General features: G+C 33.2%; 13 protein-coding genes. 4 read left to right on the forward strand and 9 right to left on the reverse strand.

What is annotated here, in order from left to right; translation table 11 throughout:
• Positions 1–55: 55 nt before the first annotated feature.
• Both rlmB and EV145_RS12560 read left to right on the forward strand, forming a co-directional pair.
• Positions 56–790 (forward strand): 23S rRNA (guanosine(2251)-2'-O)-methyltransferase RlmB, encoded by a 735-nt coding sequence (gene rlmB, locus EV145_RS12555; RefSeq protein WP_133525537.1) that lies wholly within the window; start codon positions 56–58, stop codon positions 788–790.
• A 40-nt stretch (positions 791–830) separates the two neighbouring features.
• Complete coding sequence (locus EV145_RS12560) at positions 831–1,634, forward strand: DUF2490 domain-containing protein (RefSeq protein ID WP_133525538.1); 804 nt, start codon at positions 831–833, stop codon at positions 1,632–1,634.
• On the opposite strand, the gene EV145_RS12565 is transcribed toward EV145_RS12560, so the two are convergent.
• Positions 1,635–2,144 (reverse strand): hypothetical protein, encoded by a 510-nt coding sequence (locus EV145_RS12565; protein WP_133525539.1) that lies wholly within the window; start codon positions 2,142–2,144, stop codon positions 1,635–1,637. It lies immediately after the preceding gene.
• A gap of 67 nt (positions 2,145–2,211) precedes the next feature.
• Positions 2,212–2,976 (reverse strand): rhomboid family intramembrane serine protease, encoded by a 765-nt coding sequence (locus EV145_RS12570; RefSeq protein ID WP_133525540.1) that lies wholly within the window; start codon positions 2,974–2,976, stop codon positions 2,212–2,214.
• A 185-nt stretch (positions 2,977–3,161) separates the two neighbouring features.
• Between EV145_RS12570 and EV145_RS12575 the strand changes: the two genes are divergently transcribed.
• The gene (locus EV145_RS12575) at positions 3,162–4,439 is read left to right on the forward strand and encodes a replication-associated recombination protein A (protein WP_133525541.1); all 1,278 of its coding nucleotides are present in this window, start codon (positions 3,162–3,164) and stop codon (positions 4,437–4,439) included.
• Positions 4,440–4,454: 15 nt separating this feature from the next.
• On the opposite strand, the gene EV145_RS12580 is transcribed toward EV145_RS12575, so the two are convergent.
• The 5 genes from EV145_RS12580 to EV145_RS12600 form a co-directional block, all read right to left on the reverse strand.
• Positions 4,455–5,222: a hypothetical protein gene (locus EV145_RS12580; RefSeq protein ID WP_133525617.1), complete on the reverse strand. Its 768-nt coding sequence runs from the start codon at positions 5,220–5,222 to the stop codon at positions 4,455–4,457.
• 2 nt (positions 5,223–5,224) lie between these two features.
• On the reverse strand, positions 5,225–5,911 hold the full coding sequence (locus tag EV145_RS12585) for a YjjG family noncanonical pyrimidine nucleotidase (protein ID WP_133525542.1): 687 nt from the start codon (positions 5,909–5,911) through the stop codon (positions 5,225–5,227).
• Positions 5,912–5,914: 3 nt separating this feature from the next.
• A complete protein-coding gene (gene radC / locus EV145_RS12590; RefSeq protein ID WP_133525543.1) occupies positions 5,915–6,604 on the reverse strand; it encodes a RadC family protein in 690 nt (229 codons plus the stop codon).
• A gap of 191 nt (positions 6,605–6,795) precedes the next feature.
• On the reverse strand, positions 6,796–8,151 hold the full coding sequence (locus EV145_RS12595) for a UDP-N-acetylmuramate--L-alanine ligase (protein WP_133525544.1): 1,356 nt from the start codon (positions 8,149–8,151) through the stop codon (positions 6,796–6,798).
• A gap of 67 nt (positions 8,152–8,218) precedes the next feature.
• Entirely contained in the window at positions 8,219–8,905 is a 687-nt protein-coding gene (locus EV145_RS12600) for a tetratricopeptide repeat protein (RefSeq protein ID WP_133525545.1), read from the reverse strand.
• A 128-nt stretch (positions 8,906–9,033) separates the two neighbouring features.
• Between EV145_RS12600 and EV145_RS12605 the strand changes: the two genes are divergently transcribed.
• Positions 9,034–15,528 (forward strand): MG2 domain-containing protein, encoded by a 6,495-nt coding sequence (locus EV145_RS12605; RefSeq protein ID WP_133525546.1) that lies wholly within the window; start codon positions 9,034–9,036, stop codon positions 15,526–15,528.
• Positions 15,529–15,734: 206 nt separating this feature from the next.
• Here the strand turns inward: EV145_RS12605 and EV145_RS12610 are convergent, their stop codons facing one another.
• Together EV145_RS12610 and obgE are read right to left on the reverse strand one after the other, a co-directional pair.
• Positions 15,735–17,879, reverse strand: coding sequence for a S46 family peptidase (locus EV145_RS12610; protein WP_133525547.1), 2,145 nt, complete (start codon positions 17,877–17,879; stop codon positions 15,735–15,737).
• A gap of 176 nt (positions 17,880–18,055) precedes the next feature.
• Positions 18,056–19,057: a GTPase ObgE gene (gene obgE / locus EV145_RS12615; protein WP_133525548.1), complete on the reverse strand. Its 1,002-nt coding sequence runs from the start codon at positions 19,055–19,057 to the stop codon at positions 18,056–18,058.
• Positions 19,058–19,157 lie beyond the last annotated feature (100 nt).

The following is a 19,157-nucleotide window of genomic DNA, read 5'->3' on the forward strand; positions in this document are numbered from 1 at the left end:
TCTGTTCATTCAGAGTGGTTTTTTTTTATATAAACAATATACCTATATTTGCATCATGGAAAAAGAACATCAAATATTTGGAATTAGAGCCATAATTGAAGCAATTCAGGCGGGAAAAGAAGTTGATAAGGTATTTATACAAAAAGAAATTTCTGGAGAATTAATGAAAGATTTAATGAAAGTGATGAAACGCGCTAACATTAATTTCTCTTATGTCCCAGTTGAGAAATTGAATCGCCTAACTCCAAATAACCACCAAGGAGCTGTTGCCACAATATCACCTATCGGTTTTATCGCATTAGAACATTTAGTTGAATCGACAATTGAATCTGGTTCAAAACCATTATTTTTAATCTTAGATCAGATTTCTGACGCAAGAAATTTTGGAGCAATTATTAGAACTGCTGAATGTACAGGAGTAAATGGTATTATCGTTCAGAAAGCAGGTTCTGCACCTGTAAACGGCGACACTGTAAAAACTTCTGCAGGAGCTGTTTTTAATGTTCCTATTTGCAAAGTGGAACATATTAAAGACGCAATATTTTATTTACAGGGATCAGGAATTAAAACGGTTGCTGCCACTGAAAAAACAGATCAAAACATATACGACATAACATTAAACGAACCTGTAGCAATCATAATGGGATCTGAGGACAGAGGAATCAATCCTTCAGTACTAAAAATTGTTGACGAAAAAGCCAAACTGCCAATGTTTGGTTCTATAGGATCTTTAAATGTTTCGGTGGCTTGTGGAGCTTTTTTATACGAAGCTGTTCGTCAAAGAAGTTAAAAAAACTGAGAATTAAGATGACTCATAAATAACAAAATGAATGTCTTCAAAAAATGCTCATAATTCTATACTTAAAAAACGTTATTTAATACTTGTAATTTTCTCAATTACAAGTATTATTAATGGGCAGACTACCACATACAATCAATTTTGGAACGAATACCAGTTCAACAAAACGATCAACGAAAAGTGGTCTGTTGAATTAAACATTGGAGCCGTTTATAGCAGTACAGAATCTTCTTCTAATATTTTCAAAGAAAACACTCAAAGATCAATAAGAGGCTGGGGGCATTATTACTTAACTCCACGTTGGAAACTTTCTTCATTTTTAGCTTATAATCACAATAAAGACGTTCCTGAAATTGGCCAGTTTGAATCGCCGGAATGGAGGTTTGCGCTTCAGGGAATTTATTATTTTCATAAAACGGGCTATACTTTAAGCACAAGAATGAGGCTTGAACTCAGACATTTGAAAAATGAAGATGGCAACTACGACAATGTCATTCGTTATCGCCAACAAATAAAATACATAAAACCAATTAACAGCAAAATCCTCAGAGAAGGCGTAGTTTATGCAATTGCTTCAGACGAATTATATTTCAAATCAGGAGCAAAAGTAACTGGTGAAAGTTTTTTTGATCGAAATAGATTAAATATTGGGGCCGGTTATTTATTTACAGATGATATCCAAGTTGAATTAACGTATGCTAATGAATATCTTCCAAGAAACAGTGGTAATCAAATCGTAAACGCTGCTTCATTGACTTTAACATTTAATAATCTTTTTAAAAATCTAAATAAAAAGTTATTTCATAATAACGAAGCAGTACCCGACGATCAATAACTACTTTTCATCTTCTTCTTTCAAAAAACAAGCAAGCTGTCTGATAATTGCACGTTTATGCAATTTAAAATTGTAATCTCTTACAAATTCGGTTCCTTCCATTTTAATTTCTGCAACCGTCGCTTCAAATTTAGAAAACGAATCCAGATCTTTATCATCAATCAAATACAAAACCTGCATAATTGAATCATTTTTGATATACTGCGTATCATAATGCTTCAAGGTATACATTTTATTGTCTGCCAAATGCATAATTAAATCATCCTTAATTTTCTTTCCTTCTTTTTTAGATGGAAAAGGTGTTGGCTGTAAGGCTATAAAATAATGTTCTTTATCAGTTACAATATTAATCTTTAAGGATTTTGAATTTGTGGTATAAAAAACTTCCGGATCAAAATAATATACCATTGAACCGTCAGCCAATATTCTATTTTTAATATCACATTGCGCAGTTGCATTCGTGTTTGCTAAAAAGAACAAAAAAATAAATACAAGCCCTATCTTCTTCATATCTAATTATATAAAATTCGAATATCTATCACAAAAATAACCTTTTTAAATCAAACAAGTTATTATGTCATCCTTTATCCTCAGATTCAGATTTGGTTACAACATAAATAACCGGAAAACTTGAACTGAAATAATTATTTCCTAAATCTACTACTTCTTCAAGAATTTCGGTATTTACAAAATTTCCGTTTTCATCAAAGTGCTTCATAAAAGGGTCTTCTTCCGGGTTAAAATCTGGCCGTTGCCAATCATAAACAATAGGTTTTGTATACTCAGGTGTTTTATAAAATAAAGACAATACAAAACCCGTAATAAAACCACCTAAGTGCCCTTCCCAAGAAATCGCAGTATCGACATCTGGAAAAACATACCAGATCATTCCGCCATACAATAAAATTACAGAAAGCGAAAGCGCAACTAAACGATAATACCCAGTCTGAATTCCTTTGAAGAAAATAAAACTCACCAAAACATAAATTAATCCGCTTGCACCAATATGATAATTTTCTCGACCAATAATCCACGTAATTAAGCCTGAAAATAAAATTCCGTAACCAATAACAGGAATTGTCTGTTTAGGATAAAAAAACTGCAAAGCAGCAAGCAAAACTAAAAGCGGTATGGAATTATTATAAAGGTGCTCAAGATTCTCATGAATAAAGGGACTAAACAAAATCCCCTGCAAACCTGAAAAATCTCTTGGATAAATTCCGTTTTGATAAAAATCAAAATCGAAACGAATCTGAATCCAATAAATTATCCATAAGAAAAGGACGAAAAAAACAGGAAGCCCAATTACGGTAGTAGAAAATTTAAAATCTTTATCATTCATGTTTTTAGAAATCAGTTTAATTATTGGCATCAAAAAACTGTCCAAATCTAATTTACTGATAATTTGTCAGCTAACAAAAATTCCTCAAACAGAAACTTGGCTTTGCAAACAGAATCAATTGAAATGAAAGACTAAATTAACTTTCAAAAATTTAAATTTAGAATTGAAAACAGTAATTTTACAAAATGGAAGCACCTTTAGCAGAGCGTATTCGCCCACAAAAATTAGAAGATTATGTAAGTCAGAGTCACTTAGTTGGCCCTAACGGATCTTTGACACAGCAAATTTCAAAAGGAATTATTCCGTCTTTAATTTTTTGGGGACCGCCAGGCACAGGAAAAACTACTTTGGCACAAATTATTGCGCAAGAATCCAAGCGCCCATTTTATATATTAAGTGCTATCAATTCTGGTGTGAAAGACATTAGAGATGTTATTGATAAAGCAAAACAAAGCGGTGGATTATTTACTGCCAAAAACCCCATTTTATTTATCGATGAGATTCATCGTTTTAGTAAATCACAGCAAGACTCTCTTTTAGCAGCAGTCGAAAAAGGCTGGATTACATTAATTGGCGCCACTACTGAAAACCCAAGTTTTGAGGTTATTCCGGCATTATTGTCGCGCTGTCAGGTGTACATTTTAAATGCATTTACAAAAAGTGATCTCGAAGCGTTATTGCATCGCGCAATGAAAGCAGACGCTTATCTGGCATCAAAAAAAATAATTTTAAAGGAAACGGAAGCTTTATTGCGACTTTCTGGCGGAGATGGCAGAAAACTGTTGAATATTTTTGAACTGGTTATCAACGCTTCGTCAGGTGACGAAATCACGATTACAAACGACCGCGTTTTTGAGTTAGTACAACAAAATACTGTTTTGTATGACAAAACAGGTGAACAGCATTATGATATTATTTCTGCTTTTATAAAATCGATTCGTGGCAGCGATCCCAACGGAGCGGTTTATTGGCTAGCTCGAATGATTGAAGGTGGCGAAGATGTAAAATTCATTGCTAGAAGAATGCTTATTTTATCCAGCGAAGATATTGGAAATGCAAACCCAACTGCATTCATTATGGCAAATAATACTTTTCAGGCCGTGACGACTATTGGTTATCCGGAAAGCAGAATTATTTTAAGCCAGTGCGCTATTTATTTAGCAACCTCACCAAAAAGCAACGCATCTTATATGGCAATTGGAAATGCACAACAACTAGTAAAACAAACTGGCGATCTTCCGGTTCCAATTCATTTGCGAAATGCGCCAACAAAATTGATGAAAGAATTAGGATATGGCGACGATTACAAATATTCGCATGATTATGCCAATAATTTTGCAGAACAAGAATTTTTACCTGATGCCATAAAAGAAACGGTTCTTTATAAACCGGGAAACAATTCTAGAGAGAACAGCAACCGCGAATTTTTAAAGAACCGCTGGAAAGATAAATATGGTTATTAAAACCCTATTTTATATTTAGAATTTAACTGAAACTTTTTCAGAAACTAATTTATCGTTTTGGTAATATTCAAAAAACCACTGATTGTCTTTTGCATTCAAAGTTCCTTGAACACCATCTTTAATAGCGATGAATGAATCTGGACGTGAAGTTTTCAATAATTTCATTACCACTTTTGGCGTTTTGTCAATTAACTGAAAGCCATTATCTGTAGGCTGTGCATAAAGTAAATTTGGATCTGCAACATCAGCAACTGGAGTTGGAGTTACAGCTGGCTGAGTTGCTACTGTAGCAGCAACCGCAACAGGAGCCGCAGTAATCATACCAGCTTTCGTATTAGGCGCAATAGTTTTGCCACTATATTTATAATGAAGTCCGTTTACTGAAACAAAAGCCATATTCAAACTTTCTCTATAAGCAGCTTCATAATCTTTTTCTTTGCTTTTACCCACTTCTGACGTATAAACTACTTTACCGTAACAATCTTTTAGTTCAACAAAAAGTTTAGTAACTAAAAAACCGCTATCTTTTATTACATCCATGTATAAAAGCTGGCAACGGTCACTCAATTCAGCTGGAAGTTCTTCATTTGCATAAAAAGCTTGAAAACCAGCTTTAGTTAAATTCCCTTTACTTATCGTTGCCATTCTATATTGATTTTCTGACTTTAAAAAATCATATTTCAAGGGTACAATAACCGCTTTGTAATCATTAACAGACTGTGAAGATTGTGCAAATCCAATAACTGAAATAAAAAGTACAGTCAGCAAAAATTTAATTCTCATCATTATAAATATTTTTTAAGTTCTAATAAATGGTTTATTTGTTTAATATTTTGAGCAACGTCAATTTTTTTCTCATTAAAGAAAATGGCATCTAAACCCGCATTTAAAGCTCCGTTCACATCGGCGTCTAAACAATCGCCAATCATGATACTATTTTCTTTTGAAGCCTGAGCCAAATTAACAGCATAATCAAAGATAATACTATTTGGTTTTTTAACACCAGCTAATTCAGAATTTGTAATGGTATTAAAATAACTCGTAAGTGATGCGTTCTTAATTTTTTTATCCTGAACATTTGCAAAACCGTTAGTTATAATATGCAATCGATATTTTGGTTTAAGATAATCCAAGACTTCAACAGCGCCATCAAAAAGATGATTATTATCTGTTAAAAATTCAATATAGTAATTTGCAATTTCATTAATATCTTCATCTGAAATTTCATAATTCAAAGCATCAAACGAAAACTTTAATCTGTTATAACGAAGTTGAACATGAGTTATTTCATCGTTTTGATATAACTTCCAGCAAGATTGATTGATAGGAATATATTTTTCAATAAAATCCTCCGTTTTTATTTCGGGATATTTAGTTTTGAAAATACGATCGAAAGCCATTTCAGAATTTTTGTCAAAATCCCAAAGTGTATGATCTAAATCAAAAAAAACGTCTGTAATTGTGGTATTCATAATCTAAAAAATTCCTTCATCTACAAAACTATAATATTTTGTTTCAGTAATAATCAAATGGTCTAAAACTTTAACATCTAAACTTTCACCAGCCTGTTTTATACGTTTCGTAATCTGTTTATCTGCTTCACTTGGAGATAAATTTCCCGACGGATGGTTGTGACACAAAATCAAGCTAGTAGCTCCATTTTCAAGTGCCAATTTAAAAACAAGCCTAACATCAACTATCGTTCCCGTAATACCGCCTTTGCTGAGTTGTGACTTTGAAATCACTTTATTAGAATTATTCAGAAAAAGTACCCAAAATTCTTCATGAGCCAATTCACCGATAATAGGAACCATCAATTCAAAAACTAATTTGCTCGAAGTAATTTTTATTAATTCGACAGCATCTTCGGCCCGTCGCCGACGACCAAGTTCCATAGCCGCAATAATTGTAATCGCCTTTGCCTCTCCTATTCCTTTAAAATTCATTAGTTGCGAAATCGACATTTTTCCCAAAGCATTCAAATTCTCGGCATTCTTCAAAATTCTTTTGCTCAAATCTACTGCTGATTCGTTTCGGCTTCCTGAACCAATTAAAATCGCAATTAATTCGGCATCGCTTAAAGCACTTTTTCCTTTCAACATTAATTTCTCACGAGGCCTGTCATCTTCTGACCAATTTGTAATTGGGAAATGAGTTTGTTCCATAAACTAAATGATTTTACAACAGCTAATATAGTAAAAAGAAAGAAAAATCGCTCAAAAAATAATTAGAGAATATGCCAATTAGTTAATTAGATAATGAGAAAATTATCAATTAGGAAATTCCAAACTCCAAAAAAAAAGCCGATTGTCTGAAACAATCGGCATATTATCTAATTGACTAATTATCAGATTTTCTAATTAATCAGACCTTTTACTTCATCAAAATTTAATCCACCATAATTTCCAGAACTCATTAATAAAAGTGCCGAATTATCTAAATTCAAATTGAATAAATATTCTTTAAATTCAGCTGGATTTGTATAAATCACAAGATCTTCACGATTAAACGCTTTTGCAATTTGCTCGTAGGTTACTTCTTCTAATTGTTTGATTTTTACAGCATCTGGCGAATAAAACACAACTGCAACATCAGCATATTCTAATGCGCCTTCGTATTCCTTTAAGAATTCAGCATTTAAACTGCTGTATGTATGAAGCTCTAAACAAGCTACTAAAGTTCTATTTGGATATTGTTCTTTTACCGCTTTTGTGGTTGCCGCAACTTTACTTGGTGAATGCGCAAAATCTTTGTACGCCACTTTTCCTTTTCCTTCAGCAATTTTCTCCAAACGTTTAGATGCGCCTTTAAAACTTGCAATTGCTTCATAGAAATCAGCTTCATCAACACCCATATTTTGGCAAATCCATTTAGCTCCCGCCAGATTATTCAGGTTATGAGCACCAAAAACTTCAATTGGCATATCGCCTTCTGGAGTTTCTAATAAAGTAACCCCGTCGCTTACTGTGTAATTTGGAGTTGAATATGCTAATTTACGAATTGGATTTGTTGCTGCTTCGGCAACACGTTTTACTTCTGGATCATTTTCGTTGTAAACCAAAATACCTCCATTGGTAATTTTTCCAATAAAGATTTCAAACTGCTCTACATAGTTTTCGTATGTTGGAAACACGTTAATATGATCCCATGCAATTCCAGAAATTAAAGCAATATTTGGCTGATACAAATGAAACTTTGGGCGTCTGTCAATTGGAGATGATAAATACTCATCACCTTCCAAAACGACAAAATCATTTTCTTCAGTTAGATGAACCATAGTATCAAAACCTTCTAACTGTGCTCCTACCATATAATCTACCGCAATATTATGATAATGCATAACGTGTAAAATCATAGAAGTAATCGTAGTTTTTCCATGTGAACCTCCAATTACAACACGCGTTTTATTTTTAGACTGTTCGTACAAAAACTCTGGATATGAGTAAATTTTCAATCCTAATTCCTGAGCTTTCAGCAATTCTGGATTATCAGCTTTTGCGTGCATTCCTAAAATGATTGCATCAATATCAGCGGTAATTTTTTCAGGAAACCATCCTAATTCAGCTGGAAGAATTCCTTTTTTTTCTAATCTAGATTTTGATGGTTCAAAAATAGCATCGTCGCTTCCTGTAACCTGATATCCTTTGTTATGCAATGCTAATGCTAAATTGTGCATGGCACTTCCGCCTATGGCGATGAAATGTGTTTTCATTTAAAAATCCATTTTTTAAGTTCTAAATTCCAAATTTTTTAATGGAATTTAATTTTGAAGTTGTCAATTATGCTTCAAATTTTCGTTTCAAATCCTGTGCCTTTTTCGGGTCTTTTAATTTGTTCAAATATAAATTATATAATTTTTGAAATGTAACTTTTGATTTGCCAATTTCATTTGCCTTCAAATAATTTTTTTCTGCCGATGTATAACGCTTAAAATATTCGTCTATTCTTCCTCTTGACAAATAACCATCGACTGATGAAATTTGCATTAATTCATTCGAATATTCAAATGCTCTTGATTCACTTCCTCCTAAAAACCCAGGCAACTGTAAATAGATTTCAATCAGAGCCCACCGGGCTGGAATGTGTTTTGGATTCAGAACTATTGCTTTTTCAAATGCTTCCTTCATGTCTCCTACCATCCCTAAAGCTTTCAATTTATTCACCTCCATCGCTCTCATTGCCAGACAGCCACCATATTTATAAAAATAATCGGCTTCTGTAGGTTTTAGCTCTTTCAGTTTTTTATAATATTCAGCTCCCTTTAGCCACATTTTTTGATGCGCGGCTATATCACCCAAATATTCTAAAGTTTTTAAATCTGAAGGCTTGGATTTTAAAACTCCTTCAAAAACAACTTGAGCCTCGTCATATTTTTTGGCATGAAGCAACTTTTCGCCTTTCTCAAAATTCGATTGTGACCAAGTTAAAATTGGTGCGAATAAAAAAAGAAGCAGCAGTTTTTTCATATTTCAAAAATAAGGAAATATAAAATGCTATTTGCTTTTAAACATAAATTAGTAATTTGTACGAAAATTATTTTTAAACTAATCCAACCTTTTGGCCTATATAATCCTCTATACTAGAAAACCGATTTATGAAAAATATATTATTTGCATTCTTATTTCTCTCTACCACAATTTTTGCACAGCAATTTGATAAAAAATGGGACAAAATTATTGCTTTAGAAAATGAAGGGAAAATAAAATCTGCTAATGAAATTGTCAGTGAAATTTACAAAAAGGCAAAAGCTAATAAAGATGAAGAACAAATAATAAAATGCTTTTTCTATCAGTCCAAATACATCCAAATTCTGGAAGAAAATGCACAAACCAAGATTATAAATAATTTAAAAGCGATAATAAATCAGGTTTCTACTCCATCAAAAGCCATTTTAAACATTGTTTATGTCAAATGTTTGAATGATTATTTCAACAAAAACAATTATCAGATCAGAGGGCGTACTAACATTGAAATAGTTGATGCTGATTTTCTTACATGGACTGAGAAGAATTTTAACAATCAAATAAATACTGCAATGAAAGAAGCGTTGCAGAACCAAAATATTCTAAAAAACACACCTCTTAGCAAATACGAATCTATATTTGATTATACGTCTTCAGAAAAATTCAAAACCGAAAATTTATATGATTACGTTTTAGGCGAAAACATCACTTTTTACACTCAAAAACTACGCACTTGGGAAATCTCGAAAATTGTTTTTATACCTTATAAAAAAGATTTCTTCGGAGACACTTCGGCATTTACAAAAATCAATTTAGATTTTATAACTAATGAAAATCTTCGTTTAGCTATTTCGCTTTATCAAAAAAAAGAAAACATCAGCCCAACAGTAAACAATCAATTTGAACGTTTGCTTTTTTGCAAAAACTTCTTATTTCAAAACGACGAAGATTATTTTAATGCACTTTATAAACTTCAAAAAAATACTGATAACAAAATTTTAATTCAAAAAATTCAATTGGAAAAAGTTCTGTATTTGGTTCCATTTGCATCAAAAACCTTATATCCAGATTACAACACTAAGGCTCTTGCTATTTTAGACAGCATTATACAAGTCAACAACAGATCGAATGAGCACAAGAAAGCTATAAGTCAAAAACAAAAACTGCTTTCAAAATCATTGACAGTCCAGCTTCAAAAATATATTTATGAAAATGAAAATACTCGCGCTTTTATACGATATAAAAATGTGGAGCATTTAAAAATTTCATTTTATAAAATCAATCAACAACAAGTTTCTTTCTTTACTGGATATCAAAATTCAAGAGACGCTGTCGCCGATGAAATTGTAAAAAACAAACAGCCAGAAACTACCAAAACTTACACCTTAAAAGATAAAAAAGATTATTTTGAATACACAACTGAAGTGTTGTTGCCGAATCTAAAAACAGGATCTTATCTTGTTTATTTTGAAACTGAAAAAGATTCAAAAGACGAAAAGGTAATGACTTATGAAACCTTGACTGTAACTAATCTCGCGATTGCAGTGGCAGAAAGCAATATGGTCGAAACGTACCAAGTTTTGGATCGAAAAAAGGGAAATCCTTTAAAAAATGTAAAGGTCAATTCGTCAAGATTTACAGCCTTAACCGATAAGAACGGTGTAGTCTCTTATAAAAAAACAATTGATGGTCGAAATTACGAAACGTTGCAGGTTTCATTTGAAAATGATACACTTACAATCTTAAATAATTACATTTCGCGCAATGAAGTTTATAATGCAAATCTGCCTGAAAATCTGAAAGCGAAAGTAGAATTTTACTTGGACCGCGCAATTTACCGTCCGGGCCAGACCGCATATTTTAAAGGAATTGCAATTCAGAAAAGCAATGACAAAACAAGTGTTGTTCCAAATACTGCTTTTAGGGTTTTGATTCAAGATCCCAACAATAGTGATTTCAAAGAATTCAATATTACTACAAATGAATTTGGATCTTTTTCGGGAGAATTTACTTTACCAAAAACTGGATTAACAGGTGATTTTAGTATTACAGCCCTAAAACCAGCTGATTTTGCCAAAGAAAAAGAGAAATATCCGTTCTGGAAAACAGTAGATTTTGAGTATTCTCAAACTCGTTTTAAAGTTGAAGAATATAAACGTCCAAAATTTGAAGTCACATTTGATCCTAAAAAAGAAACTTTTCAAGTCAATCAACCTGTAAAAGTAAAAGGTACTGCAAAAGCTTTTGCCGGAAGCAATGTTTCTGACGGGACAGTAGATTATACCGTGAAGCGTTTCACCAGTTATATGAATAATTATTTTGGCAGAGAAGATGAAGAAGAAATTGCCGATGGCGAAGTAAAAACCGATGCTTCGGGCAAATTTGTTATAGATTTTATTGCGTTGTCTCCTGAAGATTCAAATAAAAAAGAATTACCCATTTTTACCTACGAGATTGAAGTTTCGGTCACCGATATTAATGGTGAAACGCATGATTCACGCACCGAAATAAAAGTAGGTTACCATGATTTGATTTTAGAAGCTGCAATGCCTAATAAAATTGAAACCAAAGACAAAAACGAAATTATTTTAACCAGCACCAACCTCAACGGCGAATTTAAAGCGGCAAATGGCGAAGTGAAAATATATTTTGTCCGTCCGTTTTTGAATAAATTTAAAATTAGAAGTTCTGAAAAACCAGAAATTGAAACTATTTCAGATGAAGATTTCGAAAAATTATTCCCATATGAAATCACAGGAAAAGAGTTTTTAAATGAGCCACAAGAAACTTTGGTTTACTCTAAAAAAGTAAACACCGAAAAAGATAAAACGATTCCGCTAGATTTTATTTCAAATTATAAATCTGGAAACTATAAAGTTGTTTTTAGTGCAAATGATAGTTTTAACAATCTAATTGAAGCCACAACAAATTTTCAGTTAACGCAAAGCAAAGACAAGTTTGATTCGAGTAAATTATTTACAGCACAGCAAATTAATGGCGATCCAAAAAAAGATGGCTATGTTGAAATAAAACTGACCTCGCCAATTCAAGAACTTTATATAAATACGGCCGGAAATTATAAAAGTGCATTATTTTTTGAAGAAACTAGTCATCTTCAAAACAATGAAATCGTTGTTAAAATTCCGCTTAAACCTGAATTTGAAAAAATACTAAAAATAACCTTTGAAAGTATTTTCGAAAATCAAGTTTTTCATGATAAATTAAACATTACGCTAAAAATTGAAGCACCAAAATTAGAATGGAAGGCAGAAAGCTTTAGAAGTAAAATCGAACCCGGAAGCAATGAAAATTGGTCATTTCAGCTAAAAGCAGGTAACACTAAAAAAGAAGCCGAAGTTTTGGCATCGATGTATGACAGTTCTTTAGACCAATTTACTTCTAAACAATGGATTGGTCCGGCAATAAATGAATACAATTATAATTCGGGCAATAGAAAAACGATCTTCGGTTTTGGCCAAATATATAAAACACTACAAAATCTAAACAGCTATATTCCAAAAATGCAGTTTTCGAGCGAGTCGACAAGCTTAATTTGGTTTGGTTTTGATTTTAATAATCCAAATGCCGCTTATCAGCAAAGCCAATATTTAAAACAGCTCACTAAAAAAGTAAAAAAACCTGCAAACGCAAAAATGATTTCGGGAATTCTTACAGACACTAGCGAATTAGCAATTCCCGGAGTTTCAATAACTGTAAAAGGCACAAAAAGAAGTGCAACTTCAGACTTTGACGGTTATTATGAAATTGAAGCTGTAACTGGCGAAGAATTAGTTTTCTCTTATCTCGGATTAAAAAATACTTCAGTTAAGGTCACTAATGACAAAGTTATAAATTTAAGTCTCGAAGATGACTCTAGTCATCTAAAAGAAGTTGTCGTTACTGGTTATGGAACTCAAAAAAAAATGCCTCTTACTGGTTCTGTAACACAGGTTTCAGCGGCACAAATGGTAGTTGAAGAAGATAATAATGTTTATAATACTGAAGGAATTCTATCAGGAACAGTAAGTGGCGTAGAAGTTACACAAGTTCCATCTGATAAAATTATGATCCGTGGCACATCTTCAATCACAGCTACAAATCTCTTATATATTATTGATGGTGAAATTGCTGATGAAAAAGCAGTTAAGAACTTAAATTCTTCAGACGTTATTTCCATCAGCGTTTTAAAAGAGCAAGAAGCAACTGCGCTTTATGGAAATAAGGGTGCAAACGGCGCAATCATTATTACAACCAAAAAAACATTAGAAGAATTAACCCAAGTAAAAGCACGAAAAAATTTATCGGAGACAGCATTCTTTCTGCCCCATTTAAAAACAGATTCAAAAGGAAATATAAGTTTCAACTTCACTTCTCCCGAAGCTTTGACAAAGTGGAAACTTCGTTTATTGGCACATAATAAAGATGCTGTTTCGGGTTATTTAGAAAAAAGCATTATCACGCAAAAAGAATTGATGGTTTTGCCGAATTTCCCAAGATTCTTGAGAGAAAAAGATACGATCGTGATTAGTGCCAAAATTTCGAATGTGACCAATGAAGCAAAAACCGGAATCGCAAGTTTACAGTTTTTTGACGCCACAACCATGCAGCCAATAGATGTAAACATGGGCAACGCAAAGAATGTTCGAAATTTCAACGTTAGTGCTTTCGGAAATACAACAGCAACCTGGACGATTTCTATTCCCGAAGGTCTGCAAGGCGTTCAATATAAAATTGTGGCAAAATCCGGCAATTTCTCTGATGGAGAAGAAAACATATTGCCAGTTTTAACCAACAATATGCTGGTTACCGAAAGTATTCCACTTTGGGTTCGCGAAAATTCGACCAAAGAATACACCTTTGAGAATTTAAAAAACAACAATTCTTCGACTTTAAGAAATCATCAATTTACGCTTGAATATACTTCAAACCCAACGTGGATTGCCGTTCAGTCGCTTCCTTATTTAATGGAATACGAACATGAATGCGCAGAACAGACTTTTGCTAGATTTTATGCAAATGCACTGGCGTCTGAAATTATTTCGAGCAATCCGAAAATTGCATCCATTTTTGAAACTTGGAGAAAAAACGGAAAACTGCATTCAAAATTAGAAGAAAACGAAGAATTAAAATCGATAATTCTTGCCGAAACGCCTTGGTTGAATGATGCACAAAATGAAGATGAGAAGAAGAAAAACGTAGCGCTTTTATTTGATTTAGAAAAAATGAAAACTTCACAAGAAGCTACTTTTCAAAAATTAAAACAAAAGCAAAGATCGTCTGGCGGATTTGCATGGTTTGATGGTTCCCAAGAAAACGAATATATTACACGACATATTCTTGCCGGCTTAGGTCATTTAGCAAAGTTGAGCAAATCTGAAGATAATAACCAAAAAATCGATCAAATTGCAAAAACGGGAATTCCGTATATTGACAATTTCTTTTTAGAGTTTTATAGAACGAGAACTAAAAACTTAAAATCAACCGACAAATTAATATGGATCAATCCCTATTCTGATTTACATTATCTATATACTAGAAGTTTTTATTTGGAGCAATATCCAATGTCAGATGAATTAAAAAAGGCGTCAAAATTATATTTAGATACTGCTAAAAAAGAGTGGCTTCAATATTCACTTTACGAAAAAGGATTGGCCGCAATAACGCTGAATCGCTTTGGAGAAAAAGAGACGGCCAAAAAAATAATTGAAAGTTTAAAAGAAACCTCTTCAAATAATGAAGATTGGGGAATGTATTGGATTGCGAATAAAGCGGGCTGGTATTGGTATCAGGCGCCAATTGAGACTCAGGCTTTATTGATTGAGGCTTTCGCCGAAGTGACAAACGATACCAAATCTGTTGATGCAATGAAAGTATGGCTTTTGAAAAACAAACAAACCAAAAATTGGCCAACAACAAAATCAACAACCGAAGCTATTTATGCCTTATTAATGCAAGGAACCGACTGGCTTTCTGTTAAAGACAATACCGTTATAAAATTGGGTGACGAGAAAATCGCTACCAAAAAATTAGCCGAAAATGAAAAAGAAGCTGAAACGGGTTATATAAAACTCAACTGGAAACCAGAAGAAATTAAAAAAGAAATGGCTTCAATCAAAATCGAAAACAAATCTAAAGTTCCAGGTTTTGGCGGTGTTTATTGGCAATATTTTGAAGATTTGGATAAAATCAAAAATAATTCGGGTGCAGTCTTATCTGTTTCGAAAGAATTGTATCTAAAGAAAAACAGTTCAAAAGGCGATGAATTACAAAAAATAACAACTGAAAATCCTTTAAAAATTGGCGATTTAGTAACTGTCCGACTAATTATTACTTCGAAAGAAGATATGGAATATGTTCATTTGAAGGATATGCGCGCTTCGTGTTTTGAACCTGTAAATGTACTTTCAGAATATCAGTATAAAGATCGACTAGGATTTTACACGAGTACAAAAGACGCTGCAACACACTTTTTCTTTGATCAAATCAACAAAGGAACTTATGTTTTAGAATACGATATACGAGTAAATAACGGCGGTGAATTCTCAAACGGAATCACTACAATTCAAAGTATGTATGCGCCAGAATTTACAAGCCATACAAAAGGTATTAGAGTGAAAGTGAATTAAGTTTTAAATCCCAAATTCCAACAAAAGCATATAATCTATCTTTTGTCAGTCTGAGAGAAGTTTGTCAGTCTGAGCGAAGTCGAAGACCCGTTTCAATTGGCGAGCCTTCGACTTCGCTCAGGTTGACATACTTTTTCAAAATTAAAAAAAATAAAAACCCGATAGCTTTAAAACTATCGGGTTTACTTTTTATAAATAAATTTAGATTATTTCACAATCGTCAATTCGTCGATAATGTTTTTCGCTCCTGCGTATTTGTCAATAATCCAAAGAACGTAACGAATATCAACGTTGATTGTTCTTTGCAATTTAGGATCAAATATAACATCTCCAGCCATAGCTTCGATATTTCCGTCAAAAGCAATTCCAATTAATTCTCCTTTTCCGTTAAGAACCGGTGAACCAGAGTTTCCTCCTGTAATATCGTTATCCGTCAAAAAGTTTACTGGCATATATCCCGCTTTATCAGCATATTGTCCGTAATCTTTTTTCTTGTTTAATTCTAACAAACGAGCTGGCAAGTCAAATTCCTGATCTCCTGCTTTGTATTTTTTAACCATACTTTCCATTGTAGTATAGTTGTTGATTTTTGCATCGTTACGAGGATCAGCAGGCAAAGCGCGTACTTTTCCATAAGTCAATCTTAAAGTAGAGTTTGCATCTGGATATTTGATTGCATTCAGTTTTGATTCTCTCAAACCTTCTACTAATTTGCGGTAAGCAATTGCAAAACCATCATCAGCTTTTGCCTGATCGTCGGTTTTAGCACGCGATTTAGTCAAAAGATCATTAGAAATAATATACAACGGATCATGTACAATTGCTAATGGTTTAGGATCTACTAAAAATGCCACTATTTTTTCTTTATTTGTAAAGTAACTTACTTCAGTTGCTTTTGCTACATCTGCTGTAAAATCGCCATTATTAGCGGCTTTCATTTTTGCGATTTCTGGAGCAAGTCCGTATTCAGATGCTTTAGCAGCATATAAATTCAACTGAGCTGTTAAAACATCTTTTTCTAAAGGTGCATAAAAATTACCATAAATATTTTCAACTAAAGCATTGATCTTAGGCAATAATTCTGCTCTTTTAGCATCATTCTCTTTATAATAAGCAATTAAAGCATTTCCTAGATTTGCTGGTCCAGCTGCATAACTTGATGTACGCAAAACTTGAGATAAATAATTATCGTGACGCGCTTTTAAGTTCGTCTCTCTGTAATAATCATTAATCGTCGGAATTACATTTTCGTATTTATCTTTATTAGCCGGTTTACTTGCCCACTCATAAAACTTATCTTCTTGCTCTGCCTTTGCACTTGCTGTTCCAGCTTTTGTTAAAGCATCGATCATACCTTGACGGTTTTTCCAATAATTTGCAGTCGAAGCATATTTAGAAGCATACTGCAAACGAACAGTCGCATCTTTATCCATATACTTTTTCATTTGGTCCATTCCTGTTTTTGCACCTTCAACCCAAGCAGGATAAGCATAATTTACATTTTGCTCGATTCCGCCAGCCGGCATCCATCGGTTTGTTCTACCAGGATAACCAAGAATCATTGCAAAATCATTTTCTTTCACACCTTTAATACTTACAGGCAAATAATGTTTTGGCTGTAATGGCACATTTTCTTTTGAATAAGTTGCTGGATTTCCATCTTTATCAGCATATACTCTGAACATTGAGAAATCACCCGTTTGACGAGGCCACTCCCAGTTGTCAGTATCTCCACCAAATTTACCAACACTTTCAGGAGGCGTTCCTACTAAACGAACGTCTGTGTAATCTTGGTAAACAAAATAGTAATATTCATTTCCTTGAAAGAAAGGACGAACAGAAACGGTGTATTTTCCATTTTCGCTGTTTTCTTTTTCAATTAAACTTATTTCTTGCTGAATGATTTTGTTTCTGTCTGTTTCTGTCATCTGATCATTTACTTTTGACAAAATTCTTTTAGAAACGTCATCCATGCGAACAAAGAAACGTACGTATAATGATTTTGGTTTCATTTCAGCACTTCTTTCTTTTGCCCAGAAACCGTCTTTCAAATAGTTTTGCTCTGCAGTTGAAAGTTCTGCAATTGCATTATAACCGCAATGGTGGTTGGTTAAAACCAAACCATCTTTAGAAACAATTTCGGCAGTACAACCTCCGTTGAACTGTACAATTGCATCTTTTAAACTGTGGTGATTAATACTGTAAATTTCTTCGGCTGTTAATTGAAGTCCCATTTTCTCCATATCTCTATGGTTCAATCTTTCGATAAACATCAAAAACCACATTCCCTCATCAGCTCTTACAGGAAAAGCCATTAAGCACATGGTTAAGAATAAAACTATTTTTTTCATATTATTTTATTTAAGTGATGCGAATATAGCGCATTTTCATAATTATCATACCTCATCGACTCTTAAAATAAAACATAATGATTCTTTTTTATCGTTTAATTACGAATTTAACATTAAAACAAATAAAAAAGGCGTCCGTTGTATTGGACGCCTTTTTTAAAAATATTTTTAAACTTTTACTCGTTAAGCATTTTCCAAAGTTTATCTTTCAAATCTGTAAGCCCTTGCTGTGCTACAGATGAAATAAACATATACGGAACATCTTTAAAAGAAACATCCAGTTCAGCTTTTAGTTCAGCTTTTAGTTCGTCATCTAGCATATCACATTTTGAGATTACTAAAAGACGTTCTTTGTCAAGCATTTCAGGATTATATTTCGTTAATTCATTAACTAAAATATCATATTCCGCTTTAATATCTGGCGTATCAACAGGAACTAAAAACAACAAAGTCGAATTACGCTCAATATGACGAAGAAAATAATGTCCTAAACCTTTTCCTTCAGCTGCACCTTCAATAATTCCAGGAATATCAGCAATTACAAAAGACTGAAAATCTCTGTAGGCAACAATTCCTAAGTTTGGTTTTAAAGTTGTAAAAGGATAATCAGCAATTTTTGGTTTTGCTGACGTTAGTACAGACAATAATGTAGATTTTCCTGCATTGGGAAAACCAACTAAACCAACATCTGCCAAAACTTTAAGTTCCAGAATAACATCCATTTCTACACCCGGTAAACCTGGTTGTGCATATCTTGGAGTCTGGTTTGTTGAACTTCTAAAGTGCCAGTTTCCTAAACCTCCTTTTCCTCCTTTTGAAAGAATTCTTTTTTCACCATCTTCGGTAATTTCAAACAAAGTTTCTCCGGTTTCTTTGTCTTTTACAACAGTTCCTAATGGCACTTCGATAAATTTATCATCACCATCTGCACCGGTACTGCGATCTCCACCGCCGTCTCCACCATGTCCTGCTTTAATGTGACGCGCAAACTTTAAATGAAACAATGTCCAAAGTCCTTTATTTCCCACTAAATATACATGTCCACCGCGACCTCCATCTCCTCCGTCTGGACCACCTTTTTCAATAAATTTCTCTCTATGTAAATGCGTAGATCCTTTTCCTCCTTTTCCGGACGAAACAAATATCTTAACGTAATCTACAAAATTTCCTTCTGTCATTTTTTCTTGTTTATGTGTAGTTTCAAAGTTTCAGGTTTCAAGTTTCAAGTTAAGTGCGTTACGCTAACCTGAAACCTGAAACTTGAAACCTGAAACAAAT

This window comes from Flavobacterium sp. 245 (genome assembly GCF_004362055.1).
Classification (GTDB): Bacteria; Bacteroidota; Bacteroidia; order Flavobacteriales; family Flavobacteriaceae; genus Flavobacterium.

Coding starts and splice junctions, on each gene's coding strand:
- EV145_RS12570 (WP_133525540.1), bottom strand. CDS start 2,976: ATGAATGATAAAGATTTTAAATTTTCTACTACCGTAATTGGGCTTCCT.
- EV145_RS12575 (WP_133525541.1), top strand. CDS start 3,162: ATGGAAGCACCTTTAGCAGAGCGTATTCGCCCACAAAAATTAGAAGAT.
- EV145_RS12595 (WP_133525544.1), bottom strand. CDS start 8,151: ATGAAAACACATTTCATCGCCATAGGCGGAAGTGCCATGCACAATTTA.
- EV145_RS12565 (WP_133525539.1), bottom strand. CDS start 2,144: ATGAAGAAGATAGGGCTTGTATTTATTTTTTTGTTCTTTTTAGCAAAC.
- EV145_RS12585 (WP_133525542.1), bottom strand. CDS start 5,911: ATGAATACCACAATTACAGACGTTTTTTTTGATTTAGATCATACACTT.
- EV145_RS12580 (WP_133525617.1), bottom strand. CDS start 5,222: ATGAGAATTAAATTTTTGCTGACTGTACTTTTTATTTCAGTTATTGGA.
- EV145_RS12600 (WP_133525545.1), bottom strand. CDS start 8,905: ATGAAAAAACTGCTGCTTCTTTTTTTATTCGCACCAATTTTAACTTGG.
- radC (WP_133525543.1), bottom strand. CDS start 6,604: ATGGAACAAACTCATTTCCCAATTACAAATTGGTCAGAAGATGACAGG.
- obgE (WP_133525548.1), bottom strand. CDS start 19,057: ATGACAGAAGGAAATTTTGTAGATTACGTTAAGATATTTGTTTCGTCC.
- rlmB (WP_133525537.1), top strand. CDS start 56: ATGGAAAAAGAACATCAAATATTTGGAATTAGAGCCATAATTGAAGCA.
- EV145_RS12605 (WP_133525546.1), top strand. CDS start 9,034: ATGAAAAATATATTATTTGCATTCTTATTTCTCTCTACCACAATTTTT.
- EV145_RS12560 (WP_133525538.1), top strand. CDS start 831: ATGTCTTCAAAAAATGCTCATAATTCTATACTTAAAAAACGTTATTTA.
- EV145_RS12610 (WP_133525547.1), bottom strand. CDS start 17,879: ATGAAAAAAATAGTTTTATTCTTAACCATGTGCTTAATGGCTTTTCCT.